Source organism: Dyadobacter sp. SRI_021 (assembly GCF_057586235.1).
The window spans coordinates 216,822-230,638 of record NZ_JBYCZM010000004.1 but is presented as its reverse complement, the minus strand read 5'-3'; the positions used below and the strand labels follow the sequence as shown (position 1 = coordinate 230,638).

The 13,817-nt window shown below is 49.5% G+C and carries 15 protein-coding genes; 2 read left to right on the top strand and 13 right to left on the bottom strand.

From position 1 onward, the window contains the following. Position 1: 1 nt before the first annotated feature. The 11 genes from AC2YIT_RS13960 to apaG all read right to left on the bottom strand — a co-directional run bounded on the left by AC2YIT_RS13960 (position 2) and on the right by apaG (position 10,607). Positions 2-370 (bottom strand): Hpt domain-containing protein, encoded by a 369-nt coding sequence (locus tag AC2YIT_RS13960; RefSeq protein WP_430845784.1) that lies wholly within the window; start codon positions 368-370, stop codon positions 2-4. A gap of 104 nt (positions 371-474) precedes the next feature. After that, on the bottom strand, positions 475-1,524 hold the full coding sequence (locus tag AC2YIT_RS13955) for an MlaD family protein (RefSeq protein WP_430845785.1): 1,050 nt from the start codon (positions 1,522-1,524) through the stop codon (positions 475-477). Positions 1,525-1,526: 2 nt separating this feature from the next. Continuing rightward, positions 1,527-2,291, bottom strand: a complete 765-nt coding sequence (locus AC2YIT_RS13950) for an ABC transporter ATP-binding protein (RefSeq protein ID WP_430845786.1) — start codon at positions 2,289-2,291, stop codon at positions 1,527-1,529. Position 2,292: 1 nt separating this feature from the next. Next, a complete protein-coding gene (locus AC2YIT_RS13945; RefSeq protein ID WP_430845787.1) occupies positions 2,293-3,081 on the bottom strand; it encodes an MlaE family ABC transporter permease in 789 nt (262 codons plus the stop codon). 18 nt (positions 3,082-3,099) lie between these two features. After that, positions 3,100-3,879 (bottom strand): EcsC family protein, encoded by a 780-nt coding sequence (locus AC2YIT_RS13940; protein WP_487279557.1) that lies wholly within the window; start codon positions 3,877-3,879, stop codon positions 3,100-3,102. A 190-nt stretch (positions 3,880-4,069) separates the two neighbouring features. Beyond that, on the bottom strand, positions 4,070-6,022 hold the full coding sequence (locus tag AC2YIT_RS13935; RefSeq protein WP_487279556.1) for a sialate O-acetylesterase: 1,953 nt from the start codon (positions 6,020-6,022) through the stop codon (positions 4,070-4,072). Between the two features lie 99 nt (positions 6,023-6,121). After that, entirely contained in the window at positions 6,122-7,117 is a 996-nt protein-coding gene (locus AC2YIT_RS13930; RefSeq protein ID WP_487279555.1) for a glycoside hydrolase family 43 protein, read from the bottom strand. Positions 7,118-7,174: 57 nt separating this feature from the next. Beyond that, positions 7,175-8,317 (bottom strand): hypothetical protein, encoded by a 1,143-nt coding sequence (locus tag AC2YIT_RS13925; RefSeq protein WP_430845791.1) that lies wholly within the window; start codon positions 8,315-8,317, stop codon positions 7,175-7,177. Beyond that, positions 8,314-9,294: a DUF2157 domain-containing protein gene (locus AC2YIT_RS13920; protein WP_487279554.1), complete on the bottom strand. Its 981-nt coding sequence runs from the start codon at positions 9,292-9,294 to the stop codon at positions 8,314-8,316. The genes AC2YIT_RS13925 and AC2YIT_RS13920 overlap by 4 nt, the downstream gene beginning before the upstream one ends. Positions 9,295-9,402: 108 nt before the next feature. Next, positions 9,403-10,179 (bottom strand): O-methyltransferase, encoded by a 777-nt coding sequence (locus AC2YIT_RS13915; RefSeq protein ID WP_487279553.1) that lies wholly within the window; start codon positions 10,177-10,179, stop codon positions 9,403-9,405. Positions 10,180-10,220: 41 nt separating this feature from the next. Continuing rightward, positions 10,221-10,607, bottom strand: a complete 387-nt coding sequence (apaG, locus tag AC2YIT_RS13910) for a Co2+/Mg2+ efflux protein ApaG (RefSeq protein ID WP_090386807.1) — start codon at positions 10,605-10,607, stop codon at positions 10,221-10,223. A 105-nt stretch (positions 10,608-10,712) separates the two neighbouring features. Here apaG and ung point away from each other — a divergent pair, with 105 nt between their 5' ends. After that, the gene (gene ung, locus AC2YIT_RS13905; RefSeq protein WP_487279552.1) at positions 10,713-11,378 is read left to right on the top strand and encodes a uracil-DNA glycosylase; all 666 of its coding nucleotides are present in this window, start codon (positions 10,713-10,715) and stop codon (positions 11,376-11,378) included. Positions 11,379-11,448: 70 nt separating this feature from the next. Here ung and AC2YIT_RS13900 read toward each other — a convergent pair whose 3' ends face one another. Further along, positions 11,449-11,853, bottom strand: a complete 405-nt coding sequence (locus tag AC2YIT_RS13900) for a Dabb family protein (protein WP_430845795.1) — start codon at positions 11,851-11,853, stop codon at positions 11,449-11,451. A gap of 527 nt (positions 11,854-12,380) precedes the next feature. Here AC2YIT_RS13900 and AC2YIT_RS13895 point away from each other — a divergent pair. Continuing rightward, positions 12,381-13,229 carry a zinc dependent phospholipase C family protein gene (locus tag AC2YIT_RS13895; RefSeq protein ID WP_487279551.1) on the top strand — a complete coding sequence of 283 codons (849 nt, stop codon included), beginning with the start codon at positions 12,381-12,383 and terminating at the stop codon, positions 13,227-13,229. 35 nt (positions 13,230-13,264) lie between these two features. Here AC2YIT_RS13895 and AC2YIT_RS13890 read toward each other — a convergent pair whose 3' ends face one another. Further along, entirely contained in the window at positions 13,265-13,789 is a 525-nt protein-coding gene (locus AC2YIT_RS13890; protein WP_487279550.1) for a DinB family protein, read from the bottom strand. Between the last annotated feature and the right edge of the window lie 28 nt (positions 13,790-13,817).

Sequence of the window (13,817 nt, the reverse complement as noted above, 5' to 3'; positions counted from 1 at the left end):
TTTACAACTGTTTCAGCCGTTCGGATTCCGTTTCAAGAACAGGGATCAGTTCTTCGATCTCCGCTGAAATATTGCGGTACATTTCCAGCAGTTGTTCAATCGGCTCGTCGTCCTTGATGGCTTTTTCAAGCACTTCTACCTTCGGGCGCACGTGCGTGAGGCCGGTCATGGTAAACGAAGGTTTTAATCCATGCACGATACTGGCCGATTCTTTGAGGTCGCCCGACTCCAGAGCCCCTTGTAAGGACCGCCAGCGCGGAACCGAATCGCTCAGAAATGCATCAAAAATCATGTACAGGATTACAGGATCTTCTCCGTAGGCCTGGTCAATGTAGGCAAGGTCCAGGGCGGGGTTGAGTTGTAAGGCCATCGGTTTGTGTTAAAGTTTTTGCAGAAGCTCAATTAGTGGGATTGGTAAGGTATAATTCCAAGAAATACTTCGACAATATAACCGCTTTCTGCAAAACTATCACATTATTGTTGGTTCTCCTGCTCTTTTACCTCTTCTTTGGCCGGTTGCTGAGCGCCCTCTTTGGCATCTTGCGGGGCATCCTGCCGGGCATCCTGCCGGGCTTTTTTACGGAAATACCTGCGGAAAAGGAAGTTGGAGCGAAGCGCTGTCATGTTCTCGTCGAGCTTTTCGGTAGTACTTTCCAGGTTTTTCAGTGTTTCTTTCAGGTTTGCTGCCGTGGCTTCGTCATGCAGCAATACGCCCAATGGGCTGGTTTTGTTTGAGTTAAGGTCGGCGCTAGCCGTTTTGAGGTTGTTTACCATTACATTGGCGGAGGATACGGTCTCGTTGAGACGTGCGATTGTCCCGCGGAGGTCTTTCATGATCACGGTGTCGGTCGCGAAATCGTTGGCGAGGCCACCTTTCTCGTTCAGTTTCGACGTATACCCGGCCAGCGAGGCGGTTAATGCCTGCGCATTTACAGATGCTTTTTTCATCGCACCCAGGGTTTGGTCGAGGTCGTTGTAAAGCCGCTCGTCGTTCAGCAGCATCCCTACGGTACCCTTTCCGGCCAGGATATTCTTGCTGATCGTTTTGAATGCGCTGGTAATACCGAGTAAATTCTTGTTGTTTTCCGAAAGCACCGCCAGCATTTCTTCCGTACTTTCAATTTTTTCGACCGCTATTTCATCGCCATCCTCGATAGAAGGCACCTTTTGCGTGCCGCCGTAGATAACGATGATTTTATTGCCGATCAGACCGTCGGTGCTGACTTTTGCCTTGGCATTTTTACGGACGAACTCCTGCGATTTTTCCTCGATATTCAGCATTACCTCCACTTTGGAGTTGGCCAGAAAACGGATGCTTTTCACCGTCCCGATCTTCACCCCGGAGTACCAGATGTTGTTACCGACTTTCAGACCGTTCACATCGTCAAAAATGGATTTGACGGTAATGGCCGAAGAAAAAACCTTTTTCATACTCCCGATTGTGAGTATCCCCACCACGAAAATGAGAATGCCGATGATGACGAAAAGGCCTACGTTAATGGAGCGTTTGGTTGATGTTGCCATTATTACTGAATAAAATTATAGTCGTAAAAACTCTTGATCCGCTCTTCGTCGGTATCAAATACTTCTTCAAAAGTGCCTGTTTTCAAAAACTTGCCGTCAAGGAGCATCGCAATGCGGTCGCCCGTTTCCCGTGCGCACGTGAGGTCGTGTGTGATGATGATCGAAGTCGTCTGGTATTTTTCCTTCACTTCGTTGATCAGCTCGTTGATTTCAAGACAGGTAATGGGATCCAGCCCGGCTGTGGGCTCGTCATAGAGCATAATTTCCGGTTTCAGGATGAGCGTCCGGGCGATGCCGATCCGCTTGCGCTGGCCACCGGAAAGCTCTGCCGGTACCTGATTGATCGTTTGCAGCAGACCCACCGCATCCAGCACATATTCGACCTGTTCGTCGATTTCCGCGCGCGTAAGGTTGGGAATGTTTCGTACAAGCGGGAATTCAAGGTTCTCGCGCACGGTCATACTATCGTACAATGCGCTGTTTTGAAATGAAAACCCGATTTTAAGACGTAAATCGCGCAGATCGTTGCCTTCCAGCTGGGAGACTTCTTTGCCAAGAACAATACAATCACCGCGGTCTTGTTTGAGCAAGCCCACCATAATCTTGATCAGTACCGATTTCCCGGTACCCGACCGGCCGAGCACGACCATATTTTCACCTTTGTTCACTGTAAGGTTTACACCCTGCAACACGTGCAGATCGCCGAATGACTTATACAGGTCGCGTACTTCGATCACCGGTTCGCCGGGTTTGAAATCTTCTTCCATTTTAAATTCTGAAATAATTGGATACCTGTACGATGATCACTTCCTCGATGAAAATGAGGAACATGGAGGTCACCACAGCCGAGTTGGCCGCCTTACCGACACCTTCCGTACCTTTGCTGGCATTATAACCCTGGTAGCTGCCTACGATCCCGATCGTGAACCCGTAAGCGATCGCCTTTGCGACGGAGGTCCAGATGTCCAGGAATGTAATCTGCTCGAACGCGCTTTCGAAAAAGGCGATAAAACTCGTTCCTTCGTTCAATGTCACATTCAGAAATGCGCCCAGCAAACTGACCAGTGCACAGTAGAACATCAGTACGGGAATGGCAATTGTGCAGGCCAGCACGCGGGTTACCACCAGAAATTTGAATGGGTTAACGGCCGAAACCTCCATCGCGTCGATCTGCTCCGTTACGCGCATGGAGCCCAGCTCGGCGCCAATGCTCGATCCGATTTTACCCGCACTGATGAGCGCGGTAACCAGCGGCGCCAGCGCACGGACAATCGCGATCGCTACCAGCGAGGGAAGCCAGGAAGTAGCCCCGAATTCGGACAACGACGGACGCGATTGTTTGGTGAATACCATCCCGGTAATGAAACCCGTAAGGCTGATCAGCACCAGCGAGCGGTTTCCGATCGCATAGCATTGCCGGACAATCTCCTGGAATTCCATCCGGCCTCTGAAAACCTCGCGGAAAAAACGGATAAAGAAAACGTACGCATTATAAACCGCCAGTAAGGCATTATCCAGATTCTTGCCGTATACAAATTGCTTCTTTTTAGCGCTCATTCAATCGGTACAATTGTATTAAACTTTATTTATCAGGCGGTCATGGTCGGCGCTACCGTAGGCTCCCAGCATGCGCTCCTCAAACCATCGCATACGGTAGGCATTCATCGCGTTTTTGCCGAGCTGGTCGAGCAGCCGGTAGTTGACGATCACGCCGACAGCAGCTCCTATTCCCGGAATCAGCTGCGCCATTTTTGCCAGGTCAATGTAATCGCGGTACTCCTGCTGGAATGTTTTCCAGTTGAATTCGTGAATATCGGTCGGCAGATCCTTGCTGCGCAAATCCCAATGGATCATTTGCGAAAAGACCTCTTGCCGGCCTTTCTGGCTCGAAAACGTCAGTTGAAAAATATGGAGTATAAAAAGCCGTTCCCTGTAATCATTGATCGGCCTTCCGTACAATGCTGCAATCTCGAAAAGTAGTTTGATTTTAATGCCTATCAGGATAGGAAATTCTGCCAGTGCAAGCCAGAAACCGCCTGCGCCGGTAATGCCGCCTTCCGCAGCGCCGGCTTTTTTGTAAAACTCGATTTTCTTGCGAACGGCTGTTTCCATTTCTTCCAGCGACGCTCCGGGGATGGATTGGGTGGTGGTATATTCGGCCCCCGTGAGCACGCCGCGCACCATTTGTTTGATGGTACCCGTGATGATGTCATGTACTTTGTCGGGGATAATGTCGTTGATTTTATCCTGAAATTTCTTGGAAGTCCTGTCGATAAAATTGGGCCGCTTCTGCATTTTCAGCTGCCACTTGGTCAATTCAGGTTTTATCTGCTCTTCATAACTGTTGATGTACATATCGTTCAGGGCTAATGTCGGACAGGATAGAGAAACGTTGGCCTTGCTACCGGGCAGCAAAAATCATTCCATTATCGTATAAAGTCAAAAATAGCTGCAAGAATTCCCGGATGGAGTTCCCGGATGGAGTTCCCTGAATGGAATTCCATTCAGGGAGCCCGATAACAACGCTTATTATTATATGTCCAAATTATCTGATCCATAGTTTTTTAGTAAAAAATCTTCCATTCGATTCAAATCGGATCAAATGCAATCCTGAAACCTGCTTTGGAATCAGGAAGGAGGCCTTCGTACTACCCGAAATTTTTCGCTCCGTTAAAAGTTGGCCATTCAAGCCAATCAGACTCATAATGCCTGTTTGCGGCCTGTTAAAATTGACGCTCACCACTTCCCCGCGAAGAACAGGGTTGGGAAATATGTCAAAAAGTGCGTCCTGGTCTTGTTCCGCGCCTAATATCAAAGTAGGCGCTACCTCCGCGTATGCGGGCGTGGATTCGGCCAGGTCGCTGACGGCTATCAGCCTGTACAGGATAGGAACCGCAGATTCACCCGGTTGATCAAGCCATTCCGCAGTGCTGCCGCTTATCCGGGCCACAGGCGAGTAACCTGCGGCATCGCCCATTTTGCGTTCCAGGATATAGCCTTTCGCGCCGGAGACCGGTTGCCACGAAAGCCTGATATTACCTTTTTCCCCGCCAAGCGCGGTGAGAGCGGTGGGCGGCAACGCAGTTGCAATAGGGACATCATAGAAGGTAAATGCACGCATACCCTTCGCATTGGTAATATACGGACCGGTGAACGGGTGATAAGGGCTTTCTTTTTCAATATAAGGAGGCAGATAGTTGAGTGTTGAAGCGCTTTGCGCGGTTTTCAGGTCGAGGATGATTCGGTTTCCTTCCGCTTTGCCGCTTGCCACCGCGCCGGTCTGGTGATCGAGATAGAAAAAATCTTTCAGATCCAGTACCTGGCCGCCCGGGTGTTTGTAGGGGTCGGGGTATTTCAATTCCTGTCCTTCATCGAATACGAGCGTCAGACCCTTCTTTTCCGGGGAACTGTAAAATGCCTTTTTGAGATTGGGAGAGGTGATATTAACGGTATCGGCGGATGCGTAAAAGTCGCGGAGCATGAGCCGCGAAAGCTCAACGCCGCTTTGCTTGTTGCCTTCCCGGCTGTAGTGTAGGCCATCGAAACCGGTGGTGCCTACGGTCGCGATACTGGTAATATCCGGATAAATAGCCGGAAGCCGTCGCTGGTAATCCCGTATCAGAACGCCTATGAGCGAAGGGTGGTAAATAATGTCGATCTGACAAACGTACAACTTTTGCAGGCTTGGAAAATCCATTTTCAAGTTCTTGTACAAAACATCGAAATGTCCTTCCCAATTACCTCCCTCGCCGTAGGCTTCGCTCTCACCCTGTCTGAAAATATACGCTTTCACAGCACCTGCGACGCCCGCTTTCCGGGCGCGATACAACATTCTGCCGTAGCCATTGGTAAAATCGGTTGGGTTGTTTTCCGTGCGTATGGAATGCGAATAGGCCGAAGACCAGTGGTAGCCAGCATTGATAAGGCAATTGGGGATGCCCGTCTTTTCCACTAGCTGCTTCTGGATTTCAAAACCCATTGTTCCCACGCCATTGTTGTAGGAATGCATGTTGGAAAGTGTCCATAGCGTGTCTGCTTCTTTATAAGCCTCCGTATTGAGCGTGCCTGTGATCTTACCGAACGTCCTGCAAAACATGCTCGTATCGCCTTCGCCGAAAAAGCCGGTCGAATTGGACTGCCCCGACAATATATAGACATCGCCGCTCACCACCCTGGTGCGGGTGACGAGCAGCGTCGAGTCGGCATCCCTGCAAAGGAAAACTTTGAAATCGTAGTTCGCCCGTTCGGCTTTGATCTTCACTTCAATGCTGAAAGTGCCTTTTGCATCGGCGCTGTACTGAATGCCCGACCGCTTGTGTTGATAGGGCTGGCCATTGCGCAACACCTGAACCGAGACGTATTTCCAACCCGGCGCTTCTACGACGCCGACTATGGGGACCTGCGCTTCGCTTGCAGCGTCGCGAGGGTAGAGCTGGTAGTCCTGCGGCAGCTTGCTGAACAATACTGGATTGAAACGCTGCGCACTGCTATAAGTCACTGACAGTAGCGTTGTAATAAATAATAACAGGAAGTGTATGGCGGCCCTTTGGGAGAGCCTGCCCGGGAGGAGAGTTTTCAGCACAGGGTTTAGTTGTTTTTATTTTAATCGCACAGGTTTGACCCCTTCCCGTGTGATTTTCACTGGGTCGATCATTCCTTTTTCATCGAAAGACATGACGTCTATACAAGTTTCGCGGTGGTTGCCGTCCGTCTCGGTCAATGGGCGGCGGTGATAAACTATATACCATTCATCCTTGCCCGGAATCTGGATTACTGAGTGGTGACCGGCGCCGGTTGCTACGGCCGGATCCTGTTGCAGGATTTTGCCTACACGCTCAAACGGCCCGAAGGGCGAATCGGCAATGGCGTAGGCCACAGAATAGTTAGGGCCTGTCCAACCGCCTTCCGACCACATGAAGTAGTATTTACCATTTCGGATAAACATGAACGGGCCTTCCACATATCCTTCCGGCGTGATTTCGCGGAACGTTGTGCCATCTTCAAATGGAATGAAACCGGTAAAATCGCTTTTCAGTTTGGCGACATTGCAATGTTTCCAGCCACCGTAAAACAGGTAATACTGGCCATCTTTGTCTTTGAAAACAAACTGGTCGATCGGTTGTGCGCCGTTATGGAACTTGTCGATCAGCGGCTTGCCGAGGTAATCCTTGAACGGGCCTTCGGGGCGGTCGGCCACTGCTACACCGATTCCTCCTTTTTCATGGTCGTTCTGAATATCGTTGGCGCCGAAAAAGAGGTAGTATTTCTTGTCTTTTTCGATGATCGACGGTGCCCACATCGCGCGCTTGGCCCATTTTACGGCCGAGGTATCGATAATGTTGGAATGCTTGTTCCAGGTTACCAGGTCTTTGGACGAAAATGCGTCCATATGCACCTGCTTATGATAGGGCGCCGAGTAGGTGGGGTAAATCCAGTATGTCTTGTTAAAAATGATACCTTCGGGATCGGCGTACCAGCCCGGGAAGACGGGATTACCGCTTGTCCGCGGAGCGGAGGTCTGCCGCGCGGTGGTTTGGGCGAGAGTGTGGTAGTAGCAAAGGGTTAGGAGTGTTAGGGCAAGCAATTTTTTCATGATCAAAGTTTCGGTGATAGGTAATGTAACCGCTGCAAGATCTAAATTTTTGTTCAATTAATAAGCCTCGCCTGCGCCTCCTCCGCCGAATGTACCACCGCCGAATTCAAGGCCCTGATCGGCAGGTGTAACACCAAGTTGCTGGGCTGCAATGACCGCTTGCAGGTTTTCAAGGCTGTTTTTACGGTTTTGCTCGTCGGAGATACCGTGTTTGATTGTATGGAAATATTTGATCAGCGCTATCGCTACCGCAATCATGAGCGCGCCCGCGAGCACAAGCCCTTGCGAGGCTGTCAGGATCCAGAAATAATGTTTGTAGGTATAAACAGAGAATGCGAAGGCCATCAATCCAATAACGAACAGAATACGGTCTGCCTTTTTTAACCCAAAAAATACATAAGAGACCGGTATAATGAGCGTGAAAAAGTAAAACAATGGGGCGAATGCGATTTGCGGAGCCACCGACACGTTCAGGCCACCGATGAGCGCGTTCAATTCTCTTACCACCAGATAATTACCGCCAAGGTAGAAGGTCACCAATGCCAGTACTTGGAAGATCTGGCGGCATTCGCGATAATAAATGTTCTCGTTTTTGCGGGCCATTGCATAGATCGCTCCCGATAGTATCATTACTGCAAAAGGCAACAGGGCCTTGCCCAGGGGGAACTTCATCATCAATTCGGCCATGACCGTGAATATTAACCCAAAAATCGCGACCGGACCCAGCAGGTCGGCATAGCGCAGGGTGGCAGGGACGATGATGGCCAGCGCAATCAGGCAATAGGCCCACACCGGCGCGTGTTCAAAAAGCAGGAATACAGGCACCATTGCCGCTATTATCGCCGCGTACAGCAATGCATTGTCGACGCCGGAATGGAAGAGGTTTTTGGTCTTAATCAAATATTCCAAAGTGAAAACGAAACACGCGCAGCAAATCAGGCTGAGTGTCGAAAACCCAATTTCGGAGCGGGTATCAAAAGTGAAGAGCGACAGAAATCCGACAAAAAACGAGCATGCAACTACCCCGAAAAGGAAGAGCCCAATCTTGACAAATATGCCGGGGCGGTAAAACTTTTCGACAAATTGCGTTTTTACCTCTTCCTCCTGTTGGCCGGTAAGGAGGTTTTTCGATTTCCATGCTGCTGCCTGGCGTTGAACGTACAGGTTTTCGACCCAGGTTTCGTTGTATGCCTTTTTCATTTTTTGATCCTGGATTTAATCCCAAGGAATTTCTTAAAGTTCAACAGGAAATAGATCACGCCAATGCTTGAAAAGAAAAAGTAGAATATGCCCAATCCAAATGCGGCATCGGGCCCGAGGTTGTCGAAAATGGTGTAGGTGATGATGCTGTAACCATAAACGGTGCCCATTAGCAGGAACAGCAGCGATTGTGCATGCCGTGCGCGATGGATAAAGAAGTAGCAAAGCCCGATGCCGATAAGAAAATAGAGGATTTTGGGGTTATGGCTAAACAGCCCGATCTGGGCCGCGATGCAGGCCAGGTTACCTCCCATCAGCATGTAGGTGAATGCAAAATGCTTTTTAATATTTCGCTCTTCGGAAACCCAGCCCACAGCCGCGAGCACGCACCCGAGCGCGATGGCGGGCATGATCAGTTTGCCGTCCGAAAAGTCGTTATCGGCCATCACTGAAAGTGGGGCAATTGTAAGCCCGAGCCATGAAGCCAGACCGGTAATAGCCATCGACAATGCACCGCGGTGGTCGAAACGATAGGCGCAGAGGAAAAACACGATGGTTGGGATAATGACCGCCAGCCCGTACCGGGTGCCGAAAAGGTTGTACTGGTATTGCAGGTAACCTTCCAGCCCCAAAAATGTCGAACACCCCAATAGCAGCACGTAATCGATCAGCTTGTTGGGGTTCGAAACTTTTTCATGTGAATAGGGAAGGCTGTTTTTATAAGTGTAGTAAAAACAACCGGCGGTAATGAGCGCTATGACTGCTATGATAGCCTGATGACCGATTGTGTCGATGTTTTCGTAGATAAGGATCCCGGTGCCGGAGCTGAAAAACAGGATACCAAGATAGAGCACAGATCGTAATTCCCAGTGAATGGAAAAGGCCTTTTTGCCTTCAAAAGATGCGATGGCGTCGGCCTGCTGGTCGGGTATAATTCCCTTGCCTGCCAGGGAATTAAGGATGGATTTTGTTGTCATGGAAGCTGAGACGAGGGAAGGTAAAGTTAACAAACTTTGCTATGAACCGCGCTTTGCTCCACTCTCTGAATTATTTAAAGGTGTACTGGAATACTTAACGGTACAATATTAAAAGCGCAGGGTGAAATCCTCCTTCGCCTGCTCGCTTCGGAAGAATACCAGGCCGATCCAGAACAAGTCGACTGTGACTGTTACCCGGGGATGCGCTTTGATGTATTCCCAGGCTTTTGTCATTTCCTCCGACCAGTATATATCGTCAAAAATGAACAACGAACCGTTTTGAGCATGCGGAAGACATTGTTCGAAATAACGTACCGTCGGCTCATAGCGATGGTTGGCGTCAAAATATGCGAAGTCGATCGGCTGGTTGAGTGTTTCCAGGCGCTGGGGAAGCGTTTCGTCGATATTGCCCAATACGACTTCGATGTTATCCGCTTGCTGGCGCCCGAAATGCTGTTGAGCCTTCGCGGCAGTTTGTGGACAGCCTTCGAAGGTGATCAGTTTCGCATCGGGTTTGGCTTTCGACATATATAATGTAGTAAGTCCAAGCGAAGTGCCGAGTTCGAGAATGGTCGCCGGTTGAAAACGCCGGATTAACCGGTAAAAAAGCCGACCGAATTTGGCGGGTTTTTCTGCGTTTTTTGCGATGGTTTTGAGCTGCCGCAGATTGGATTTGTTCACACGCGAGCCAGCGCCCAGGTCGAGTATTTCGATTTGCTCGTTGGAGCGCAGCAATTCCTTGCGCAACGAACGGATGGCTTCATATTCCGGATTGTCGTCCTTTCGGACGGCGATCACATTGTTATAAAGCTCGAACAGGAATGGGGAATGAATGGAATGCTCGTTTCCGGAGCGCAAAAGGTACTTGATATAAGCAGCAATCAATGCAGTCGAATTTTAAAATAGGCCGTTGTGCGGCCGGTGATTCAGTTGAGGCGATACGGCGCAACGAGCGAGAATGCGGGGATAACGACGCGGAACTGGCGTCCGTCGAGCACACGTTCCATCAGGTAGGTGCCGGCCATTTTACCCATATCGGTGCGCAGGTTGCAGCCCGAAACATAGTCGTGTACATCGCCCGGTTCCAGCACCGGTTGCAGCCCCACAATACCGGCTCCTTCCACTTCGCGCACCGTTCCATTGGCATCGTAGATCAGCCAATGCCGCCTTAACAGTTTGACAGTGTGCTCACTATGATTTTCAATCAGAATCTTGTAGGTAAACACAAAATGATCCTGACCCGGATTGGAGTAATCGGGTTGATATTCCGTCAAAACGGTGACTTTGACACCATCTGTAACTTTGGAAACCATATAGATCGAGGGTGTTGGAAAGTATTAAGAACGAAAATAGTGATCAAATGCTGATAAAACCAAATCAAAAAACACATATTTGGTTTTCAAAACAAATTCAACAGCATGGATGTAAAAATTGAGCAGTCGTGGAAAGAGCGGCTCGCGCCCGAATTTGAGAAGCCCTATTTCGCCGCGCTGACGGCTTTTGTAAGGGAAGAATACCAGACCAAACAGATATTTCCACCTGCCAAGCAGATATTCAACGCATTCAATTATTGCAGCTTCGACGAGTGCAAGGTCGTGATCCTCGGGCAGGATCCCTATCACGGGGCAGGTCAGGCAAATGGTCTCTGCTTCTCGGTGAACGACGGCGTACGGATGCCGCCTTCGCTGATCAATATCTTCAAGGAGATCCAGCAGGACCTGGGTAAGCCGTTTCCGCAAACCGGCAACCTCGAGCGTTGGGCGAAGCAAGGTGTGCTGCTTTTGAATGCAACATTAACCGTACAGGCGGCTGCCGCGGGTTCCCACCAGGGAAAGGGCTGGGAGCGTTTCACCGATGCCGTTATTAAATGCATTTCAGACGAAAAAAGCAATGTCGTTTTCATGCTCTGGGGCAGGTATGCGCAGGAGAAGGGAGCGGTGATCGACGCTTCGAAGCATTATGTATTGAAAGCCAAGCATCCGTCACCGATGTCGGCCAATGGCGGGGGCTGGTTTGGCACGAAGCATTTCAGCAAGGCCAACCAATACCTGGAAAGCAAGGGGCTTGACCCGATCAACTGGTAATCGTGCCAATAAAAAGAGAGCCGGGATGCCCGGCTCTCTTTAAGATTTTCACTCCTATTACTATTATTAATTACTTCTCGATGTTGGAATTCATCTCCAACACTTTGTCCCAGTGACTTTCGTTGGCCTTCACAAATGCCAGTCTGTCGGCATTCAGCGTGTATTCCTGGGCAGCTTCGTTGGTGCGGAAAGTCAGGTAGTGAATCACATCAAATTGCTCACCGTTGTTATCCGATTTCTGCACATGTCCGGCCGAGTAGGCTACGACATCTTTTACTGCTTTTTTCATTGTCGCAAAATCGCGCAGGTGTTTTTCAACTTCCTGAGAGGTGGTACCCGGTTTAAACTTGATACAAACCACTCGCTGGATTTCGGCCGGTTTGTGCGGTACGTAAGCACCGTAAATAACCAGCATGAATACGCAAAGCGCGAAAATAGGGACTAAATATCCTAATGTTTTATTTCTAGTTTTCATTATAGCAAATTCAATAAATGCAATTATCTATTTCTCTTGCTACAAAGGTAAAACTTAAATCGATTATTGTATTATTTGGATATTAAATATAAATAATTTTGAAAATTTAATAATTAAGAAAAGAAACATCCCCCCAAAATCTACTTTCCGAAATATTCTTCTGAGTATAATTTTTGTAAAATTTTCTAACAATGCTGTCTCTCAGCTAGCTAACAGGGCCGCTTGGTAGCAAAAAGTCCCCGTTTGAGAAAAACCAGTTTTGAAAAAGCCGGTTTCTGTTACTTTTTTTGCAAATGACGTCTCAATAGGTGTAAAAACTAGTAAAAACACCTTCCGAATATTGTATGGCGCCATTTGTTCTTTCACAGCAAAAAAAATCTGAAAAAAATCGGTTTTTTTTCAAAAATGTCCTGAAATACAGCCTTCTTGTCGCCTTCACGGCGCTTTTTTGCGATCTAAAAAGCAATTGGGGTTTCTGGGCGCACAAGCGGATCAACCGGCTGGCGGTTTTCAGGCTTCCGGTCGAAATGCAGTGTTTCTTTAAAAAGTACATTGATTACCTCTCGGAGAATGCCGTCAATCCCGACAGGCGGCGCTATGCCGTGGTGGGGGAAGCCGAGCGGCATTTTATTGACCTCGATGTGTACGGTGACAGCGCGTTGACCGTCTTACCGAAATATTGGCAGGCTGCGGTGCAGAAAATAGGAGAGGACAGTCTTCGCAAACATGGGATCGTGCCCTGGCATGTTCAGCTGGCAGCTTTGCAATTGACGGCCGCATTCAGAGAAAGAAATGCCAGCCGCATTCTCCGCATTTCGGCCGACCTGGGGCACTACATTGCCGACGCTCACGTGCCGCTGCACACTACGCGCAATTACAATGGCCAGCTTACGGGCCAGGACGGCATTCACGGTTTTTGGGAATCGCGGCTGCCGGAGCTTTTTGCGGAAGATTATGATATGTGGCTCGGCCCGGCGGTTTACCGGAAGGATATTGCGCAAGATATCTGGAAGGCTGTCGCGGACTCGCATGCGGCTATGGATTCCGTACTGTTGTTCGAAAAACAGCTGACGGAAGGCTTCAAAGCCGATAAAAAGTACAGTTTCGAGCTGCGGAACAATGTGCTTACCCGAATGCAGTCGCGCGAATTTTCTGAAAAGTACCATCGGATGCTTGCCGGGCAAGTGGAGAAAAGGATGCGTGCTTCGGTGCAAATGGTGGGTGATATCTGGTATACGTGCTGGATCAATGCCGGGCAGCCGGACTTGGGACACCTGGCGAACGCCAAGCCTGATAACACGGATCCAAATGCGGAAAGGGTCGAACCAGAAACCTGGTTACAGCGGCTTTTGAATGTGCGACCCGAGTCCGATTAATGGCCCATTTGTCCTGACCCGTGAGTTCGTCACTATTAATCAGCATGATCGGTGATCAATACCCGGGCTGTAACCAGCAACTGGCCTACGTGCCGCTGTGTGTGCTCAGCGGCATGGAAAAGCAGTCCCAAATGTGTGGAGGGGACCATTGCGCGGCCGACATAGCGTATCTCGGTCAGTGTATCCGGATTGGTTTCCCGGAGCTGTTTCAACGCGCTTTCAAGCTGGATGCTGAACTGATCCAACAAGTGATTGTAGGTGCAATCCTCAAACGGCTTCTGCCCCTCACTTTTCAAAAACGCCATTTGGCTTTCGCTCAGCGATTCCTCGCGCGCATATGTGAACAGGCGGTCGAGCACGCCCGCAAGGTGCTGCAAATGGAAGCCTACAGAGGCCACATTGGCCGGTTTTTCCCAGAGTAGTTTGGAAGGGAAAATATGGGCAAATATGCCCAGCTCCTCGCGCCCCTGCAACAATGCATGTGCAACCGGTTGGAGTAAATCGGGTATTTCGGGAAGCGGCCCGCGGAGCCATACTTCAAGTTGATCGTTGTTTTGCATGGTCGAAAATAAACGAAAAAGGGACCTT

What these genes read in the sequence shown, in the direction of transcription:
- AC2YIT_RS13960 (WP_430845784.1), bottom strand. Translation starts at nt 370, where the DNA reads ATGGCCTTACAACTCAACCCCGCCCTGGACCTTGCCTACATTGACCAG.
- AC2YIT_RS13955 (WP_430845785.1), bottom strand. Translation starts at nt 1,524, where the DNA reads ATGGCAACATCAACCAAACGCTCCATTAACGTAGGCCTTTTCGTCATC.
- AC2YIT_RS13950 (WP_430845786.1), bottom strand. Translation starts at nt 2,291, where the DNA reads ATGGAAGAAGATTTCAAACCCGGCGAACCGGTGATCGAAGTACGCGAC.
- AC2YIT_RS13945 (WP_430845787.1), bottom strand. Translation starts at nt 3,081, where the DNA reads ATGAGCGCTAAAAAGAAGCAATTTGTATACGGCAAGAATCTGGATAAT.
- AC2YIT_RS13940 (WP_487279557.1), bottom strand. Translation starts at nt 3,879, where the DNA reads ATGTACATCAACAGTTATGAAGAGCAGATAAAACCTGAATTGACCAAG.
- AC2YIT_RS13930 (WP_487279555.1), bottom strand. Translation starts at nt 7,117, where the DNA reads ATGAAAAAATTGCTTGCCCTAACACTCCTAACCCTTTGCTACTACCAC.
- AC2YIT_RS13925 (WP_430845791.1), bottom strand. Translation starts at nt 8,317, where the DNA reads ATGAAAAAGGCATACAACGAAACCTGGGTCGAAAACCTGTACGTTCAA.
- AC2YIT_RS13920 (WP_487279554.1), bottom strand. Translation starts at nt 9,294, where the DNA reads ATGACAACAAAATCCATCCTTAATTCCCTGGCAGGCAAGGGAATTATA.
- apaG (WP_090386807.1), bottom strand. Translation starts at nt 10,607, where the DNA reads ATGGTTTCCAAAGTTACAGATGGTGTCAAAGTCACCGTTTTGACGGAA.
- ung (WP_487279552.1), top strand. Translation starts at nt 10,713, where the DNA reads ATGGATGTAAAAATTGAGCAGTCGTGGAAAGAGCGGCTCGCGCCCGAA.
- AC2YIT_RS13900 (WP_430845795.1), bottom strand. Translation starts at nt 11,853, where the DNA reads ATGAAAACTAGAAATAAAACATTAGGATATTTAGTCCCTATTTTCGCG.
- AC2YIT_RS13895 (WP_487279551.1), top strand. Translation starts at nt 12,381, where the DNA reads ATGCAGTGTTTCTTTAAAAAGTACATTGATTACCTCTCGGAGAATGCC.
- AC2YIT_RS13890 (WP_487279550.1), bottom strand. Translation starts at nt 13,789, where the DNA reads ATGCAAAACAACGATCAACTTGAAGTATGGCTCCGCGGGCCGCTTCCC.